Source organism: Prosthecobacter sp. GW821-HT29F12 (assembly GCF_058803405.1).
Map to the genome: position 1 here is coordinate 6120572 of NZ_CM179517.1, position 17950 is coordinate 6138521.

Annotated in this window: 14 protein-coding genes; 12 read left to right on the top strand and 2 right to left on the bottom strand. The window is 60.4% G+C overall.

The window, feature by feature from the left end; translation table 11 throughout:
• Positions 1 to 211: 211 nt before the first annotated feature.
• The gene (locus AC3RLQ_RS25355; RefSeq protein WP_493031451.1) at positions 212 to 1261 is read right to left on the bottom strand and encodes a sugar phosphate isomerase/epimerase family protein; all 1050 of its coding nucleotides are present in this window, start codon (positions 1259 to 1261) and stop codon (positions 212 to 214) included.
• A 395-nt stretch (positions 1262 to 1656) separates the two neighbouring features.
• Positions 1657 to 2298, bottom strand: a complete 642-nt coding sequence (locus tag AC3RLQ_RS25360) for a hypothetical protein (RefSeq protein ID WP_493031452.1) — start codon at positions 2296 to 2298, stop codon at positions 1657 to 1659.
• A 634-nt stretch (positions 2299 to 2932) separates the two neighbouring features.
• On the opposite strand from AC3RLQ_RS25360, the gene rsmH reads away from it, so the two are divergent.
• The 12 genes from rsmH to nadB all read left to right on the top strand — a co-directional run bounded on the left by rsmH (position 2933) and on the right by nadB (position 17923).
• The gene (gene rsmH, locus AC3RLQ_RS25365; protein WP_493031453.1) at positions 2933 to 3865 is read left to right on the top strand and encodes a 16S rRNA (cytosine(1402)-N(4))-methyltransferase RsmH; all 933 of its coding nucleotides are present in this window, start codon (positions 2933 to 2935) and stop codon (positions 3863 to 3865) included.
• Positions 3862 to 4248 (top strand): hypothetical protein, encoded by a 387-nt coding sequence (locus tag AC3RLQ_RS25370; RefSeq protein WP_493031454.1) that lies wholly within the window; start codon positions 3862 to 3864, stop codon positions 4246 to 4248. Before rsmH ends, AC3RLQ_RS25370 begins: the two co-directional genes overlap by 4 nt.
• A complete protein-coding gene (locus AC3RLQ_RS25375) occupies positions 4245 to 6107 on the top strand; it encodes a peptidoglycan D,D-transpeptidase FtsI family protein (RefSeq protein WP_493031455.1) in 1863 nt (620 codons plus the stop codon). The genes AC3RLQ_RS25370 and AC3RLQ_RS25375 overlap by 4 nt, the downstream gene beginning before the upstream one ends.
• Positions 6104 to 7687 carry a UDP-N-acetylmuramoyl-L-alanyl-D-glutamate--2,6-diaminopimelate ligase gene (locus tag AC3RLQ_RS25380; RefSeq protein WP_422320462.1) on the top strand — a complete coding sequence of 528 codons (1584 nt, stop codon included), beginning with the start codon at positions 6104 to 6106 and terminating at the stop codon, positions 7685 to 7687. Before AC3RLQ_RS25375 ends, AC3RLQ_RS25380 begins: the two co-directional genes overlap by 4 nt.
• Positions 7684 to 9048, top strand: a complete 1365-nt coding sequence (locus AC3RLQ_RS25385; RefSeq protein ID WP_493031456.1) for a UDP-N-acetylmuramoyl-tripeptide--D-alanyl-D-alanine ligase — start codon at positions 7684 to 7686, stop codon at positions 9046 to 9048. The genes AC3RLQ_RS25380 and AC3RLQ_RS25385 overlap by 4 nt, the downstream gene beginning before the upstream one ends.
• A complete protein-coding gene (gene mraY / locus AC3RLQ_RS25390) occupies positions 9045 to 10190 on the top strand; it encodes a phospho-N-acetylmuramoyl-pentapeptide-transferase (RefSeq protein ID WP_493031457.1) in 1146 nt (381 codons plus the stop codon). Before AC3RLQ_RS25385 ends, mraY begins: the two co-directional genes overlap by 4 nt.
• Positions 10191 to 10195: 5 nt before the next feature.
• On the top strand, positions 10196 to 11500 hold the full coding sequence (gene murD / locus AC3RLQ_RS25395; RefSeq protein WP_493031458.1) for a UDP-N-acetylmuramoyl-L-alanine--D-glutamate ligase: 1305 nt from the start codon (positions 10196 to 10198) through the stop codon (positions 11498 to 11500).
• Between the two features lie 50 nt (positions 11501 to 11550).
• On the top strand, positions 11551 to 12729 hold the full coding sequence (locus AC3RLQ_RS25400) for a LysM peptidoglycan-binding domain-containing protein (RefSeq protein WP_493031459.1): 1179 nt from the start codon (positions 11551 to 11553) through the stop codon (positions 12727 to 12729).
• Between the two features lie 18 nt (positions 12730 to 12747).
• On the top strand, positions 12748 to 13908 hold the full coding sequence (locus AC3RLQ_RS25405; RefSeq protein ID WP_461525854.1) for an FtsW/RodA/SpoVE family cell cycle protein: 1161 nt from the start codon (positions 12748 to 12750) through the stop codon (positions 13906 to 13908).
• A gap of 14 nt (positions 13909 to 13922) precedes the next feature.
• Positions 13923 to 15038, top strand: coding sequence for an undecaprenyldiphospho-muramoylpentapeptide beta-N-acetylglucosaminyltransferase (gene murG, locus AC3RLQ_RS25410; RefSeq protein ID WP_493031460.1), 1116 nt, complete (start codon positions 13923 to 13925; stop codon positions 15036 to 15038).
• A 114-nt stretch (positions 15039 to 15152) separates the two neighbouring features.
• Entirely contained in the window at positions 15153 to 16271 is a 1119-nt protein-coding gene (locus AC3RLQ_RS25415; RefSeq protein WP_493031461.1) for an aldo/keto reductase, read from the top strand.
• A gap of 47 nt (positions 16272 to 16318) precedes the next feature.
• The gene (nadB, locus tag AC3RLQ_RS25420) at positions 16319 to 17923 is read left to right on the top strand and encodes an L-aspartate oxidase (RefSeq protein WP_493031462.1); all 1605 of its coding nucleotides are present in this window, start codon (positions 16319 to 16321) and stop codon (positions 17921 to 17923) included.
• Positions 17924 to 17950 lie beyond the last annotated feature (27 nt).

Genomic DNA, 17950 nt, shown 5'->3' on the forward strand with positions numbered 1-17950 from the left:
ATGGGGCTGATGATGGGGCGCGGCTGTCTAGGCAAGCATCTATACCACGTGCTGGTATTCTAGTGGCTGGAGATTTGACGGTGTCCCTTGTGCGCCGGGTCAGGAAGCGTGGTGTGTTGGACGGGTTGTGACGGCAACGAAGCTGAGGGGCCTGCGGAAAGCGGTAGCTGCGCTCGTTCCTCGCTTCGCGACCGCACTCCAAATAGGGCTGCTACGCATTGGCGCGGAGCCAGGTGAAGCTGCGTTCGGCTTCGCCTTTTTGGTAGGCGATTTCGGCGTCTTTTTTGGCGGGGCCGTCGGGGGCTTTGAAGGTGTCGATTTTTTTGCCGCGTTTGGCCATGTCGAGCCAGGCTTTGAACATGGGGGTGTCGCGGTGGTTGGGGAAGATGTTCCAGAACTCGTCTTTCTTCCAGGAGAAGGGGCGGGCGAAGCCGGAGATGGTTTCGACCTGGAGGGGGACGCCGGGGGCGAGCTCGGCGAAGCGTTTGGCGTAGGCTTTGAAATCGACGAGGCCTTCGCCGACGGCGGTCCACTGGACGACGGCGCCGTTTTCGTCTTCCCAGAGCATGCTGTCGCGTACGCTGCTGCAGATGGTGAGGGGGCCGAGGGCTTCGAGGTGGAGGAGGGGTTCTTCGAGGGCCCAGACGGCGTTGCCGGGGTCGATGTTGGCACCGACGTAGCCTTTGCCGGCGGCTTCAATGAGGGCTTTGAGTTCGTGGGACTGCATGTCGCCGGCGTGATTTTCGACGGCGATTTTGATGCCTTCGCCTTCGGCTTTGGACTGACAGGCCTTGATGGTTTTGACGATGGATTCGATGTGCTTCTGAATGCCGCCATCGCTGCTGCGGTCCTTTTGATCGCCGAGGTAGCAGCGTGCGACGGGGGAGCCGAGGGTTTTGGCGATGCGGATGGTGAGGCTGAGGTGCTCTTCGGGCGTGCCGTAGGTGTCCTTCCAGCGGTTGGCGGTTTTGCAGACGCAGCCGGTGCCGACGTAGAGTTTCAGTCCGGCGCGGTCGGCCTGTTCTTTGAGGCTTTTAAGGTAGGCTTCTTCGAAGTTCTCGAACACATGGAGTTCGGAGATGAACATGGTGTCGAGCTTCAAGGACGCGGCGTAGTCGATGAACTGCGCGGCTTTCCAGCCGGTGGCGCGGACGGCGAAGTGATCGAGGCCGAGGGCGAGTTTGGAGCCGGTGGCGGCCTGGGAGAGGGAGGCGGCAGCGGTGGCGGCGAGGGATTGCGCGAGGAAGGAGCGGCGGTTCATGCGGCGCATGCTAGCGGAGGCGTGGGGGCTGTCGATGGGGAATCGTGGAGGTGCGGGGGCCTTTTTACTGCGGAGCAGGAGGAACCCCGGAACGGGCTGAAGCCCGAACTACGAACGGAGAGGCTGGCGCAGGGGCGGAGGTGGGGTGAAGCATTTTTAAACTATTCGTGCCGACACCAAGCTAATCCCCTCACCCCGGCCCTTTGACTTCGTCTATCTCCGCTGCGCTCCGGTTCCCCGAAGAAAAGGATTGGGTGTCATCGTCTGACAGGGGCGGGGAGAGGGAGAACCGCTTTAGCTGCCCTCGATTTATCGGACACGAAAACACCTAAACGCTCTAACTTGAAAGTCTGCTCTGTGATTGAGAACGAGGACGATTTTAGGAGCCGGTGGTGTCAGCGGATGATCAACTTAACGGCGCCCTGGCCCTGGCGGTCGTCGGCGGAGGAGACGAGGATTTGGGCGAGGTGATGGCCGGTGCGCCAGGGGGCGCCGTTGATGGGCTTGACCTGGAGGAGGTAGGCGCCGGTGCCGACGTTGCGGAAAGAGGTGATGTTGTTGCTGAAGGGGGCCTGCTGGCCGGGGACTTCGAAGTACTCCATCAGGGTGAAGTGATCTTTGGTGAGATCGGTGACGGGCCAGCCGCTGCTGCTGACGAGTACGAGGATGTTGGCGGGATGGGAGTTCCCATTGGCGGCGGCACCGGCGGAGGCCTGGGCGGCGATGGTCAGGGCTGTGGCACCGCCTGCACCTGTTTTCATGACCGGTTTGGAAGAGGGTGCGGGGGATGGGGCTGCGGGCTTCGGATCGGGTGATTCAAAGACTGGTTTGAAGACGGGCGCAGGCTCCGCTTTTTTGGCGGGGGCTGCGGGCGCTGGCGCTGGCTTGGCGGCGGCCTTGGGTTTCACCACTTCTGCTTTCTTTTTGGCCGGGGCTGCTTTCTTCATCGGTACAGGCTTCTTTTTTGCTGCGACCGGCTTTTTGGATGCGGCAGGCTTTTTAGCAGGTGCCTTCTTGGGAGCAGGTTTTTTAGCCATAGTGGTGCGTGGGTCAGAATTGTTTCAATTTCCGCGAGGCTAGCAATACCGCCGCCCCTCTGTCGAGATTCCTCTTGGGACGGAGATGTAAATAATAAGGTGTCGAAAAAAGTAGGAGCCGGTTTTGAAGCAGGCTGGTGGCGGCTGTAATTGAGACACAACGATCCACTGCCAATTTCCATTTGAGGGTATCTCTAAAACCTCTAGTTGATCGAATGAACAGTATTATCATCATTCTATAAGAAGATGAAAATTCTGAAAATAGACGATTGCCAAGAATGAGGTCTGTCGATTATAAGGACTGGTTAGAATTTTAGGTTTACGACTTTTCTGTCACATTTCGAACAATCGACAGCACTGCTATTCCGCTTCTTTGATGAACGCGCTCTCAACAACAGGTTACCCTTTGTCGCGACTCTTCCCTCGGCCAGTCCGACGGGAGCGGTCGTTCGTGAGGGAATGGTTTGCTGGGATTTCCAGACTGATTGAATTTACTCAAGTAGGCGGATGGGCTTGGTTCGGTGCCGCAGACGCCATGGATGACCTGATGCCATGGGGTCGTGGCACGCTGGTGACACGTCAGGGCGCTGGGGGAGGGGGGGATGCACCAGAACCGACTCCATCTGAAGCCGCTGTGAGAAATCTGCCTTTTTACCATGCCCCAGTGCTGCTGGCGGAGGTGGTGGCCATGCTGCAGCCTGCCCCAGGCAAGCTATTTTTCGATGGCACCCTTGGTGGGGGAGGACATTCCGAGGCGCTGCTCCAGCATGGAGCGCGAGTGGTGGCGATGGATCAGGATCAGAATGCGCTGAAACACGCCACGGAACGGCTGAAGCCGTATGCGGCGCAGTTTTGCGCACTGCGCGGCAACTTCCGCAACTTCCCGCAGATCGTCGATGAGACCGGGGTCTCGGGTTTTGACGGGATGCTGGTCGATATTGGGGTTTCGAGCCATCAGCTTGATGATGCGGCACGCGGCTTTTCTTTCATGAGAGACGGCCCGCTGGACCTGCGGATGGACACGGAATCGCCACGCACGGCTGCGGATCTGGTGAACACGGAAGATGAGGCGGAACTCATGCGGATCTTCTTTGAGTATGGCGAGGAGCCCAACGCACGGCGCATTGCGCGGGCGATTGTCAAAGCGCGCACGGCGAAGCCCATTCGCACGACCTTCCAGCTGGCTGAGATCGTTTCCATCGCAGCGCCGAAGCGCGGCAAGCGCCATCCGGCGACGCTGGTGTTTCAGGCACTGCGCATCGCGGTGAATGATGAGCTGGCTGCGCTCCATGATTTTCTTGCCGCAGCGCCGCGCTGGCTGAAGCCCGGCGGCAGGCTGGCTGTTATTTCCTTTCACTCGCTGGAAGACCGCATCGTCAAACAGACGCTGCAGCACCTTTCAGCGCCATTCATTGACCGACCTGAGTGGCCTGAAGCGCGCAAAAACCCGGACTGCGTGCTGAAACTTATCACGCGGAAGCCAGTGCAGGCGACGCCGCAAGAGATCGAACTGAACCCACGTGCGCGCAGCGCGGTGCTGCGCGTCGCCGAACGACTCCCCGAATGAAACCACGTCCGCGCAACCGCTACCGCAACAGCCTTGGTCTTTCCACGATCACGGCGATTTTGATTGTTGTCGCCTCGCTCGCGCTGGTGGGCCTGGGCATCGTGGTGAGCAAGAACCGGGTGCGTGCGATCGGTGAAGAGCAGCGCAAGGTGGAAGCCGAGATGCGCCTGCTGAATGCCGAGATTCTCGCTTTGAACAACCGCATTGAGACGATGCTGACACGGGACCGTGTGCAGCCGCGCCTCACCAATGCTGGGACCCTGCTGCGTCCGATCACGAAGCACGGAATTCTTCTTCTCAAACCCCTGCCTGAAGCCCCGGCGAAAGCCGCTGCAACGGCTGCGGATCCGTCTGTCGCCCAAAACATGCCCAAGGCCCCGTGAGTCAGCCCCTGCCAAATCAAATTCAGCTCCGCCGTGATCGCCCGGTGTGCCGCCGCATGCTGCTGCTGCTGTTTGTGCTGCTGGCGGGCTTTTCGCTGGTGACATGGCGTCTTGCTGTCATCCAGATCAAGGAATCGCCGCGTCTGGTGGGACTGGCGGCGAGAAAATATCAGCGGCACATCGTGCTGCCTGCGCATCGTGGTGCCATCAAGGATCTGAGCGGTGAATACCTGGCGCATGATGAAGATGTGCGGGAGCTTTATACGGACCGCACGCATCTGCGTGAAGTGATCACAGTGAGGCATCAGCTGGCGGCGATCCGTGGTGTGAAGGCCGTGGAGCTGCGTGCACAGCTGAGCGAGGCGGAAACGATTGCCGCCTACCATGAGCATGTGGCCAAGGTGCTGGCGGGCATCCTCCCGCAGTCCGAGAAGGAAATCCGCAGCCAGATTGACTCAGACAAACCGGAAGTCGTCCTCGCGAAACTGGTGGATGAAGATACGGCGAAGCAGTGGAGCAAGCTGTTCAAGGATGAGCATGTTTTCGGCATCTACACGCGCCCGACGGTGGCGCGCCGCTTCCCGGCGCAGGATCGACTGTCGCTGGTGCTGGGCGTCACCGACACGAGCAACAAGGGTCGCTGGGGAGTCGAAAAGCTCATGGATGCCAAGCTCACCGGTATTCCCGGCGAGCAGTTGATCGAGCGTGACAAGTCGGGGCACGAACTTCCTTCTTATCGCACGCAAGTCATTGAACCACAAAACGGCAGCGATGCTCATCTCACCATCGACATGCAGCTGCAGGACAACGTGGAGGCGATTTGTGAGCGGGCCTGGAAGGCCAACAAAGCCCGCCGGGTGGTGATCGTCGTGACCGAGCCGTCCACGGGCACTGTGCTGGCCATGGCGGCGCGGCCACACCGTGATCTGAGCAATCCGGATGTCAGCACCTGGACCAATCATGTCATCGCGGGTTCTTATGAACCGGGTTCCATTTTCAAGGTCGTCACTCTGGCGGCGGCGCTGGACAACCGCAAAGTCACCCCGGGGGAGATGATCGACTGCGGCAACATGCACTTTGAAGACCCGGTGCGGAAGGTGAAACTCAGTGATGATGAACCTTTGGGGATGCAAACTGTCAAGGGGGTGCTGGTCCATTCCAGCAACATTGGCATGTACAAAATCAGCAAACGTGTTGGACAGGACATGATGCTCGACTATGCCACAAGGTTTGGATTTGGTGCTCCCACCGGAATCGGACTCGTCGGCGAAGAAGCCGGCCGCCTTAATACCGGCAAGTGGAGCAACACCACCTATTCACGCATGCCTATTGGATATGAAGTATCAGTCACCCCGCTGCAGATGTGCATGGCCTATGGAGCCATTGCCAACGGCGGCGTGCTCATGAAACCGCGGCTCATCGACCGCATCGTCAAGCCGAACGGCGACACTGAAATCATGCCGCCGCAGCCTGTCTGGCAGGTTTGCACGGCAAAGACCGCAGCCACTCTGCGCGACTTTCTGGAAGGTGTCGTCACGGAAGGCACCGGCAAGCGCGCGGCGCTGCCTGAGGTGCGCGTCGGAGGTAAAACGGGCACCACCCGCCGTTACGATCCTGAGAAGAAACGTTACATCGACGGAACCTATCTGACCTCCTTTGTGGGAATGGCTCCGATCGACAACCCCAAGCTCGTTTGTCTCGTGATGCTCGATGACCCGAAAGCGGAGAGTTCCGCTTTGGTGCGTGGTGGTCGCATCGCGGCACCCATTTTTGCTGAAGTGGTGCGGGAGACGCTGGATCATCTGGCCATTCGCAACGAACGCCCCGTCAAGGTGGCAGCCAAAGGAGGCGTTCAATGATACTTCGCGACATTATTCCCTATCTCGACAAGCCGGCGGTTTCCGGCAGTCTCGACACTGACATCACCGGCTTCGCGTATGACTCGCGTCTGGTTGGTCCGGGCATTGCCTTCGTCGCCATTCGTGGCACGCATGTTGATGGTCATGCCTTCATTGGCAAGGCGATCGAACTCGGCGCGGCGGCGATCATCGCCGAACAGGCTCCGGCGGATGACTGCACGGTGCCGTGGGTGCATGTGCGGCAGTCGCGCATCGCTCTTGCGCAGGCTGCTGCGACGCTGAACGGCTTTCCGGCCAAAGGGCTCACCATTGCCGGCATCACCGGTACGAATGGCAAGACCACCACGGCATTTCTGCTGCACCACCTTTTCAATTCTGCGCAGATGCGCAGCGGATTGCTGGGCACGGTGTTTTATGACCTCGGTGACGGTGAGCACGTGCCTGCCTCACACACCACGCCTGAATCCCTCGAAATTCAGGGTCTGCTGGCAGGCATGCGTGGCAACGGCTGCCGCGCCTGCGTCATGGAAGTGTCCTCCCACGCGCTGGATCAGGACCGCATCTACGGCCTGCCCTTTGCCGCCGCCATTTTCACGAACCTGACGCAGGACCATCTGGACTACCACGGGACGATGGAGAAGTACTTCGAGGCCAAGGTAAAGCTGTTTCAGATTACCGCGGATTCATCGAAGCGCTCGGCCTTGATCATCAACGGTGACGACTCCTGGGGACGCAAACTTGTGCAGCGCTTTGAGCACACCGGCCGCGTCGTCCGCTTCGGCTTCGGGGTCGGCTGTGAGTATCGCGCCATCAACGTCCGCTATGACATGAACGGCACGACGTTTGAGCTTGAAGCGAAAGGCCGCAGCTTTCTGGTGCGACTGCCGCTCATTGGCGACTTCAACGTTTACAATGCACTCGGCGCGCTCGCAGCGGCCCAGGGCGTCGGCTTGAACCTGCGTGAAGCCATCAAGAGCCTGCAAAACGCACCGCAGGTGCCGGGGCGCATGGAACGAGTGTCCGAAAATTCACGCTTCAATGTCTTCGTTGATTATGCGCATACGCCGGACGGTCTGGAGAACGCCCTGCGCACCGCGCGCGCGCTGCGTCCGCGCCGTCTGATCACGGTGTTTGGCTGCGGAGGAGACCGGGACCGCTCCAAGCGTGCGAAGATGGCCGCCGCTGCAGAAGCCGGCAGCGACATCTGCGTGCTCACCTCCGACAATCCGCGCACCGAAGATCCGCAGCAGATTTTGGACGATGCCAAGGCCGGCTTCGCCCGTCCGCAAAAACACGCCATCATCATGGACCGCCGTGAGGCCATCCAGACGGCGATGAAGAATGCGTGGGACGGCGATCTGGTGCTGATTGCAGGCAAGGGGCACGAGGACTATCAGGACATTCAGGGTAAAAAGCATCCATTCGATGATCGCAAAATCGCCCGCTACTTCCTTCACCAGCTCAAAGCTGAACGTGCTGCCGAGCGCGAAGAAAAAGAGGCTGAACGCGAGGCCATGCGTGGCGGGTTTGACCGACCCGATCGACCTGGCCCTGACCGACCTGACAGATTCAATCGATGATTCCCATTTCACTCCAGACGCTTGCCCAATTTGCCGCAGGGACCCTGCGTGGTGATGGTGCGCGTCTGGTGACGAATGTGAACACCGACTCACGCAAGATCACCGCCGGCGAAGTGTTCGTGGCGCTGGTGGGTGACAAGTTTGATGCGCATGATTTTATCCCGCAGGTGGCCGAAGCTGGTGCGGCGGCCGTGGTGGTCAGCAAAGTCAAACCGGCCTGGGGCACGCTGCCGTGCGCAGTGATCGAGGTGGGTGACACCCTGCTGGCCTTGCAGGACATGGCGCGTTCGTATCGCGATCATCATGCGCCGTTGATCATCGGCCTGACAGGCAGCAACGGCAAAACTTCGACCAAGGACCTCACGGCCGTGATCATGGCGCGCAAATGCCAGACGCGCGCGACCTTTGGCAATCTGAACAATCACATCGGCCTGCCGCTGACCCTGCTCTCTCTGCGCGAAGGCGACCAGTGCTGCGTGACTGAGATGGGCATGAACCATGCGGGTGAAATCAAAGTGCTCACCGACATTGCCAAACCGGATGCGGGGATCATCACGAACGTCGGCATGGCCCACATCGAATTCATGGGGACGCAGGACGCGATCGCCTGGGAAAAGGGCACGCTGGCAGCGAATGTGCGCGCCGGTGGTGTGGTGGTGCTGAATGCGAATGACAAGTACAGCGAGGTGATCGCGCGTCACTGCCAGGGCAGTGTCTCGATGGCGGGTGTGGGATGCGGCGATGTGGCGGCCACCCATCTGCGCGCGGATGCGACCGGCACGACCTTCACGCTCGACTTTGGCGGTGAGAAGGTGGAAACGCGTCTGCCGATTCTCGGCGAGCACATGGTGGGCAATGCCGCGCTGGCCGCCTGCATGGGCTGGAGGCAGGGCATTGCGCCTGCGGAGATCGCGGATGCCCTGAATCAGGCGAAGCTCACCGGCGGGCGTGTGGAGCCGAAGGTGGTGAATGGCATCCAGTTCATTGATGATTCCTACAACGCGAACCCAGACAGCATGATCGCTGGATTGCGCACGCTCAGCACGCTGGGGTCTTTTGGGAGCCGCCGCGTGGCGGTGCTGGGCCGCATGGGTGAGCTGGGGCCGATTGCGGAAGCGGAACATCGCCGTGTGGGCGAGTTTGCCGGTTCGCTCAAGCTGGACGCCGTGTTCAGTGTGGGCGGCAACGAAGCCGCATGGATCACCGAAGCCTCGAAGGCGGTGCCCTCCGAACATTTTTCCGATCAAGCCTCTTGTGCCGCACGTCTGCGTGAGTGGTTGCGCGAAGGAGACGTGGTGCTGCTGAAAGGCAGCCGCTCCGCGCGCATGGAACAGGTCCTCACGCATTTTTCCGCCTCATGATGTACTGGCTTTACGAACTCAGGGAATGGCTCTTCGCTCATCAATGGATCAGCGATGACGCCGCTCTGTACAAGATTCTCAACCTCTTCAAGTACCACACGTTCCGCGCCGGTGGCGCCGCAATCACGGCGTTTGCGCTCTCGCTGATGTATGGGGACCGCCTGATCCGCAAACTGATCTCGTTGAAGATGGGCCAGCCAATCCGCACGGCGGAGGAAGTGCACAAGCTGCATGAACTGCACGGCAAGAAGGCGGGAACGCCGACGATGGGCGGCCTGCTCATTCTCTCGGCGATTGTGATTTCGACGCTGATGTGGGCGAAGTGGGACAACATCATGGTGTGGACGGTGCTGTTCACCACCATCGGTCTCGGTGCCCTGGGCTTCCGTGATGACTACCTCAAGATCAGCAAGAAGAACTCCAAGGGCGTCAGCGCCCGGACCAAACTCATCTGGCAGACCTCGGTGGCGGTGGTGGCGGGGCTGCTGTTTGCCTATGCGGTGCCGGGAGACAACGGCATCACGCTGCGCGCGCTTTACATTCCGTTTGTTAAGGATGCGGTGATTCCGGACATGCACCTCTTTGCCGTGGCATTCTTTGCCATCATCATTGTGGGGGCTTCGAATGCGGTGAACCTGACGGACGGACTGGATGGACTGGCCACCGGCTGCTCGATCACCACCTCGCTGGCGTATGCCGCATTTGGCTACATCTGCGGCAACGCGAAGTATTCCGACTATCTGGGTGTGGCGCACAACAGCCTGGCCAATGAACTGCCCATCGTGGCGATGGCGATGGCGGGTGCCTGCCTCGGCTTCCTCTGGTTCAATGCGCATCCGGCCAAGATGTTCATGGGCGACACGGGTTCGCTGGCGCTGGGCGGCTGCATTGCGGCGCTGGCCATCGGGTGCAAGCAGGAGATCGTGCTGGCCCTCGTGGGCGGCGTGTTTGTGATGGAGGCCATGAGCGTGATTCTTCAGGTCTGGAGCTTCAAGAAGCGTGGCAAGCGCATCTTCCGCATGGCTCCGATCCATCATCATTTTGAACTCGGCGGATGGCATGAGAACCAGGTGATCGTGCGCTTCTGGGTGCTCTCGCTGCTCTTTGCCTTGCTCGGTCTTGCCACGCTCAAGCTTCGATAATTTTCATGCGCTTCGCCTCACAACATTTTGCCATTCTCGGTGCTGGACGCAGCGGCCTCGGAGCCGCACGTCTGGCGCGCCTGCATGGCGCGGAGGTGACGATATTTGACGAGGGAGACAAGGCGAAGCAGGTCGAGGATTTCCACTGTGTGCTCGGCCAGGCAGCGCGTGATCTTGTGGTCAAGCCCGGTGAGTTTCAGCAGGTGATCATCAGCCCGGGGCTGGACGAGCACTGGCCTTTGCCGAAAAAGTTCACGGACGCAGGCGTGCCGCTGGTGGGTGAAACGGAGTTTGCCTTTCATCTGACCGACATGCCACTGGTGGCGATCACCGGCACGAACGGCAAGAGCACCTGCACGGAGCTGATTGCGACGCTGTTCAACGGCTGTGGCATGAAATCACTGCCCTGCGGCAATCATGGCGTGTCCTTGAGTGAAGTCGTCGCCAGCGGCGTACGTTACGATGTGCTCGCGCTTGAGATCAGCAGCTTCCAGCTTGAGACGATCCGTGACTTCCGTGCGAAGGCCAGCCTGTGGCTCAACTTTGCGCCGGATCATCTGGATCGTTATCCGAACATGGAGGCGTACTTTGCCGCGAAGGCGCGTGTGTTTGAAAACGTCACGGCGGACGATGTGGCCATCGTACGCGCGGGTGAGAGTGTGTCGTCCGGCGCAGCGCAGCGCTGGACCTTCTCCGCCTATGGCGAGGAGGCGGGCTACACCTACAGTGCCGGAAGCTTTTATCATCTGGGCGAGGAGATCGGCAGCGCCAGCGGATTGAAACTGCGTGGCAAACACAACATGGAGAACGTGCTCGCCGCACTGATGACCGGGCGGGTGTTTGGTCTGCAGTATTCCAGCATGCTGAAGGCGATGGAGAGCTACGAGCCGCCAAGGCACCGCTGCGAGCTGGTGCGCACGCTCCACGACCGCGAATACATCAATGACTCCAAGGCGACCAACCTGCATGCGCTGGAAGCCTGCCTGCGTTCGCAGGAGCGCCCGATCGTGCTGATTGCCGGCGGCAAAGACAAGGAACTGGACTACACACCGCTGCGCGCGGAGCTGAACGGCCAGGTGCGTGCGATGGTGCTCATCGGCGAGATCGCCGAGCAGCTGAAGCAAACCTTTGGCGATCTGCTGCCCTGCCAGTGCGCCACCGACATGGCGGACGCGGTGCGTCTGGCCACGGAAGTTTCTCAGGCGGGGGATGCGATCATCCTCAGCCCCGGCACCTCCTCTTTTGACATGTACACCGGCTATGCCCAGCGCGGTGAAGTTTTTCGTGAGGCCGTGAAGGCCTTGAATTGAATTTAAAGACCCCCAATCCCGACAATCCCAGACCCCAAGGTCCTATGAAGATGAAACCCAAGCCCAAAGAAACCAAGCTGCTGCTGAACCTGATGGACGGTGAGCGGCACCGCCACCGTGTGGCGCTCGTGACGGAAGAGGGTGAATGGAACCAGCATGAGCCGAACTCAGGCATGGCCCGCATGTTTGTGGTCATGCTGCTGATCCACGTCGTCCTCATCGGCGGCATCATCATCTATGATTTCATGGGTGATGACGCGAAGCCGCAGCAGACGGTGACGCAGGCTGCACGTGCGGTGAGCACTGGCAACGGACTGCCGATGGCCTCCCCGGAAGTCGTCACTGCGCAGGCGCAGGCGGCGGCGGACACGGAGCAGTATGACAACTACGAGATGCGGTCGGGGGACTCGATCAAGTCCATCGCGGCCAAATTTGGCTCCACGGAAGCGGAGATCACACGGCTGAACCTGATCGACAAGGGAATCCAGATTGGCCCGGGAACGATGCTGCGCGTGCCGAAGCAGGCCGTGCCGAGCGCGATCCCCGTGAATCCGAAGACGTTGAAGCCGATGGCGATCGTGGAAGACGTGCCCAAGGCCGTCCCTGTGGTCCGCGACCAGCCCCCGGCGACGAAAGTCCCAAGCGAGGCCGTGAAGCCGTCTGAGGCACCTGCCAGTCTGTCCGCAGCCACCATGACGCCTATTTCGCTGGTGGCTCCGAACGAAGCCCCGCCTGCGACCGTCTCGCTCGTGGCTGAAGCCGACACGCCGGCCACGGCATCTGCGCCGCCTGCCAGCGCCGCCGTCGCGCTGCCGCCTCCTACCAAGCCGAATGTTGTTTCACTGCTGCAGGAAAACGCGCCGAAGGTGGAAGCGGTGAGGCCGCGGGACCGGGATCGTGATGAACCCAAGCCCGTGGCGAAAGCTGAAGCCAAGCCGCTGGCGAAGCCAAACCCCGTGCCGCCGCCTACGCAGATGCTGAAAAAGATCGCCGAGGCACCTCCGGCAACGAAGAAGGCTGAGCCGACCAAAAAAGTGGTGGCTGACGCTCCGCCCAAAACGGTGGCCAAGACATCCGCTGGCCGCACGCACACGCTCAAGTCAGGCGAGACGCTGTACCGTCTGTCCACGAAGTATGGTGTCTCGGTGGCCGCGATTCAGAAGGCGAACAACATCAAGAATCCCAACTCCATGCGAGATGGGATGAAGCTGGTGATCCCGGCGAAGTAAATTTTTGTTTCCGGCTTCATGGCCAAATATTCCATCCTCCTGTTCCTGCTTGCGGCGCTGTCATTGATCGCGCTGGGCATCACCATGCTGGCGAGCACGACGTTTCAAGTCGCGCATGAGGGCGGGGAGGATTACGTGACCCTGTGGCGTCAGCTGGGCTGGCTGGGGGCGGCGACTGTGGTGTGCGTGATCATGGCCGTGGTGGATTACAACGTGTGGATGCGCTGGCGCTGGCATATTTTGATCGCTGCAGCGGTGCTGCTGGCGCTGTGCTACGTGCCGATGATCGGTGTGAAAATCAACGGATCGAGGCGCTGGATCGGTCTGCAGGCCCTGGGCGTGGGCGGGTTTCGAGTGCAGCCGTCTGAATTTGCGAAGATCGCGCTGATCATCGCCCTGGCAGGCTGGTTTGGGATGCACCAGGAGCTGACGCGCACTTTTTGGCGTGGTTTTGTGCTGCCGGGCCTGATTTTGCTGGGCATCGTGGCCCTGATCGGCTGCGAATTTGACCTTGGCAGTGCCTTGCTGGCTTCGGCGGTGGGGCTTGGCGTGATGTTTGTGGCGGGGACCAAGATGCGCTACCTGGCGATCATCGTCGTGCTCTGCGGTGGCGGACTCGCGGCGGGGGTCAAGTTTCTGCCGAACCGGTTTGAGCGAATCATGGTCACCTTTGACCTGGAAAACCACAAGGAGGACCTGGGATTGCAGCAGTGGGTGTCCAAGCTGGCGTTTGGCTCCGGCGGGCTGGAAGGGCGTGGCCTGGGGGAGGGGCGCATGAAGCTCTCCTACCTGCCTGAAGCGCATACGGATTTCATTTTCCCGATGGTGGGGGAGGAGCTGGGACTGCGCGGGACGGCGGCCGTGGTGCTGGCGTTTGCGGTGCTGGTGATGGCTGGAATGGTCGTTTCCGCGTACGCGCCGAACCGGTTTGGCAAGCTTTTAGGTGCCGGACTGACATTTTTGCTGGGAATGGAAGCGCTCTTGAACATGGGCGTGACCACTGCTTTGCTGCCGAACAAGGGATTGCCGCTGCCATTCGTAAGTTACGGAGGGTCCAGTCTCGTCGCCGCGATGGTCGCGGTCGGCATCCTGATCAACATCCACCGCCAGGGCGTTCATCTGACCTGGGATCAGCTTCCCGTGATCCGCAGAAAGCGCCGCTGGACTCCACAGCTTTAGCCTTTTGAATCTTAGTGAAACAGAAAAATTCGAAGTCCATCCACGTGCTTATCGCGTGTGGTGGCACCGGGGGGCATTTGTTCCCTGGGATTGCCGTTGGTGAGGTGCTTGCCTCCCGAGGTCACGATGTGACTTTGCTGATCAGCGAAAAGAAGATCGACACCCTGGCCGCCTCGGGGCATCCGGAACTGCGGTTTGAGAAGATGCCGTTTCTGGCGATGCCGAAACCGTGGTCGCCCAAAATGTTCGGCTTCCTTAAGGGACTTTGGAAGGGGACGAAGGCCTGCCGGAAGATCATCCGCGATCATGAGGTGGATGTGGTGCTGGGCATGGGCGGGTTCACTTCCTTTGCGCCGCTGTATGCCGGGCGCAAAGAGGGCTGCCATACGCTGATTCACGAAAGCAACGCCATTCCTGGAAAGGCGAACCGACTCAACGCGCGCTACAGCGACATCGTGCTGTGCGGCCTGGAAGCCTGCAAGGAGCACTTCCCGAAGCATGGGGATGTGCGCGTGGTGGGCACGCCGATCCGCAGCAGCATGCGCAAGCCGAACAACGACGACCCGCGCGCCTTCTTCAAACTGGACAAGGACAGGCGCACGCTGCTTGTGATGGGCGGCAGCCAGGGCGCGCGCGGAGTGAACCGTGCCGTGGGCATGGCGCTGGAAGAGTTTGAGAGAATGGGCATCCAGGTGCTGCACATCGCCGGACCGACCGATTACGAGGAAGTTCGCGACATTTACGCCAAGATCCCGATGCTCAAGCAGCACGTGGCGGCGTTTTGCCATCGCATGGATCTGGCCTATCGCGCGGCGGATCTGGCGATTGCACGATCGGGGGCCTCCTCGATGGCGGAACTGGCCTACTTTGGCGTGCCGAGCCTGCTGGTGCCGTATCCGCATGCCGCCGAGGATCATCAGACCCGCAATGCGGAGATCTTTGACCAAGCTGGAGCGGCACGACTGATGCGCGAAAGCGAGCTGAATGCGGACACTTTGGCTGACGCGGTGCGTGAGATCTTCAATGACCCGCGCAAGGCCGGCGAGATGAAGAAGGCGGCGCAGAAGCTTGCGGTGAAGAATTCGGCGGAAAAGATCGCGGATCTGCTGGTGAAGACGGCGGCGGGGTGAGGGCTGCGGATTTTGCCAAATTTTGCGCCACAGCTCCCACGGGCATGATCCGTGTTTGAAACAGAGGGCGGAATCGTTATGTATCCTCCCCCTCAAACCCCAACCTGACCCTTTATGAATCTGACACGAACAGCCTATGGCACCTGGAGCGGCGGACGCTTCATGCACTACGGAGAACAGCTCTCCGAGGAGCATTACAAGCAGCTCATGCGCGATTCGTTTGAGAAAGGCGTGCGCACGTTTGTCACGGCGGATGTGTATGGCGTGGGACGTGCGGACTCGCTGCTGGGCGAGGCGCTGAAGGGCATCCCGCGAGAGGAATACTGCCTGGTGGGCATCGTGGGCCATGACATTTATGAAGGCATCCGGCAGGGGTCACGTGGTTACCCGCGTTTCACGGATCCGACGCTGCGCGGGCCGGAGAAGTATTACGACTACCTGAAGATGGCGACGGAGAAGAGCCTGGAGCGCTGCCAGACTTCGAAGTTTGACCTGCTCATGCTGCACAATCCGGACAGCATCAGCTACACGAGCGAAAAGGTGTGGGATGCGTTCACGGCGCTCAAAACGGACGGCCTGACGGATCGTTTGGGCATCGCGCCGGGACCGGCGAACGGTTTCACGCTGGACATGATCGAGTGCTTTGAGCGTTTCGGAGATCGCATGGACTGGGCGATGATCATTTTGAATCCGTTTGAGCCCTGGCCGGGTCAGCATGTGCTGGGAGCAGCGGCGAAGAACAACATCGATATTTTGGCGCGGGTGGTGGATTACGGCGGTCTGTTTCACGATGACGTGAAGCCGGGCCACAAGTTCCGTGATGGCGACCACCGCACGCACCGCCCCGGCGGCTGGATTGAGCATGGGGTCGAGAAGCTTGAAAAAGTGCGGCCGATTGCCGAGAAGCATGGGCTGTCCATGCTGCAGCTTGCCTGTTTGTGGACGCTGGGCAACACGGCGGTGAAGAGCGTAGTGCCGACCTTGATTCAGGAGCACGGTGAAGGCGCCCGCACGATTGAGAGCAAGCTGGATGATCTTGCCGCTTTGCCTGAGCAGTGCCTGTCCGCTGAGGAGATTGAGACGATCCGTCAAATCGGTGACAACACGGGCTGCATGGCGCTCAAGGGAGCCAGCCAGCGCCATGAAGGCCAGGAGCCGCGTGCGGATGAATGGCCGCTGCGCCCAGACCTGCTGGACCTCGCGACGCGCTGGAGTTTGGGAACAAGCTGGTAGTACGTTTGCATGTTGACGGTTCCGCGACGAAAGAGTCACCACAATTCATGATTGAGGCAGACTTCATCATCGTCGGAACCGGGGCAGGCGGACTGGTCTCGGCCTTGCATGCCTCCGAGCATGGCAAGGTGGTCATGATCACCAAGCGTGGAGCGCTGGACTCGAACTCGAACTGGGCGCAGGGCGGGATCGCCTGTGTGACGGCGGAGAATGACTCCATCGAGAAGCACGTGAGTGACACGCTCATCGCGGGGGCTGGCTTGTGCAAAGAGGCTGCCGTGCGCACTATCGTGAGCGAAGGGCCGGCACGCATCGCGGATCTGGTGAAATGGGGCGTGCATTTTGACCAGCGTGAGGCGGTGGACGGGCATCTGGAATTTGACCTGACCCGGGAAGGAGGCCATACCGCGCGCCGTGTGCTGCATGCGGCGGATGCCACCGGACGGGAGATCACGGAGAAGCTGCTCGCCACGGTTCGGGCCAACCCGAACATCACGATCTACGAAAACCATTACGCCATCGACATCCTGACGACGGCGAAGCTTGGCCTTGTCTCCGAGGACCGTGTACTGGGGCTGTATGTGCTGGATGAGACCAGCGGCGAAGTGCACACCTTCCGCTCGGACCGAGTGATCCTTGCCACCGGTGGGTGCGGGCGCGTGTATTTGTACACCACGAATCCCATGGTGGCGACGGGTGATGGTGTGGCGATGGCCTGGCGCGCCGGGGCGACGATCTCGGACATGGAGTTCATCCAGTTTCATCCGACCTGCCTGTACCATCCGCAGAAGCGTTCCTTCTTGATCAGCGAGGCGATGAGGGGTGAAGGAGCGCGTTTGATCGGCAAAGACGGGCAGGAGTTTATGCAGCGGTATGATCCGCGTGGATCGCTGGCACCGCGTGACATCGTGGCGCGTGCGATCGACCATGAGATCAAGAAGACCGGCGGACCCTGCGTTTATCTCGACATCAGTCATCGGCCGCCTGAATTCATCGCGAGCCACTTTCCGAACATTCAGAAGGCCTGCCTGGATGTCGGCATCGACATCACCAAGGAGCCGATTCCGGTGGTGCCTGCCGCTCATTATCAATGTGGTGGCGTGCTGACGGACGTGAACGGTGCCACGAGCATCCGGGGGCTCTGCGCCGTGGGCGAGGTGGGCTGCACCGGGCTGCATGGGGCCAACCGACTGGCGAGCAATTCGCTGCTCGAGTGTTGTGTGACAGCGCAGCGCGCCGTGGCGTATTTGATCAAAAAGATTCCGCAGGGAAAAGTCGCCGAGCAGAGCTACGAACTGCGTCCCTGGCAGACCAGCGGTGTGGTGGAAAATGACGAGCTTGTGGTGATCTACCACAACTGGGATGAAATCCGGCGCTTGATGTGGGATTACGTCTCCATCGTGCGCACCAACAAGCGTCTGCAGCGTGCGGCGGCGCGCCTGCGCAACCTCAAGCGGGAGGTGCAGGAGTTTTACTGGAACAACCACGTCACCAGCGAAATCCTGGAACTGCGCAACCTCGTGGAAACGGCGTCCTTGATCGTGGAGTGCGCCATCCGCCGGCACGAAAGCCGGGGGCTGCATTACACGCTGGACTACCCGCAGACGGATGACACGCGGGCTCCGCAGGACTCCACGTTGCGTCGTTATTGAAATTATTGCAGCCGCCCCCGCTTTGGT

Bases quoted from the DNA above. Each gene is read 5' to 3' on its own strand.
- AC3RLQ_RS25405 (WP_461525854.1), top strand. From the start codon at position 12,748: ATGGCCAAATATTCCATCCTCCTGTTCCTGCTTGCGGCGCTGTCATTG.
- AC3RLQ_RS25380 (WP_422320462.1), top strand. From the start codon at position 6,104: ATGATACTTCGCGACATTATTCCCTATCTCGACAAGCCGGCGGTTTCC.
- AC3RLQ_RS25360 (WP_493031452.1), bottom strand. From the start codon at position 2,298: ATGGCTAAAAAACCTGCTCCCAAGAAGGCACCTGCTAAAAAGCCTGCC.
- AC3RLQ_RS25385 (WP_493031456.1), top strand. From the start codon at position 7,684: ATGATTCCCATTTCACTCCAGACGCTTGCCCAATTTGCCGCAGGGACC.
- AC3RLQ_RS25400 (WP_493031459.1), top strand. From the start codon at position 11,551: ATGAAACCCAAGCCCAAAGAAACCAAGCTGCTGCTGAACCTGATGGAC.
- mraY (WP_493031457.1), top strand. From the start codon at position 9,045: ATGATGTACTGGCTTTACGAACTCAGGGAATGGCTCTTCGCTCATCAA.
- nadB (WP_493031462.1), top strand. From the start codon at position 16,319: ATGATTGAGGCAGACTTCATCATCGTCGGAACCGGGGCAGGCGGACTG.
- murD (WP_493031458.1), top strand. From the start codon at position 10,196: ATGCGCTTCGCCTCACAACATTTTGCCATTCTCGGTGCTGGACGCAGC.
- AC3RLQ_RS25370 (WP_493031454.1), top strand. From the start codon at position 3,862: ATGAAACCACGTCCGCGCAACCGCTACCGCAACAGCCTTGGTCTTTCC.
- AC3RLQ_RS25355 (WP_493031451.1), bottom strand. From the start codon at position 1,261: ATGAACCGCCGCTCCTTCCTCGCGCAATCCCTCGCCGCCACCGCTGCC.
- AC3RLQ_RS25415 (WP_493031461.1), top strand. From the start codon at position 15,153: ATGAATCTGACACGAACAGCCTATGGCACCTGGAGCGGCGGACGCTTC.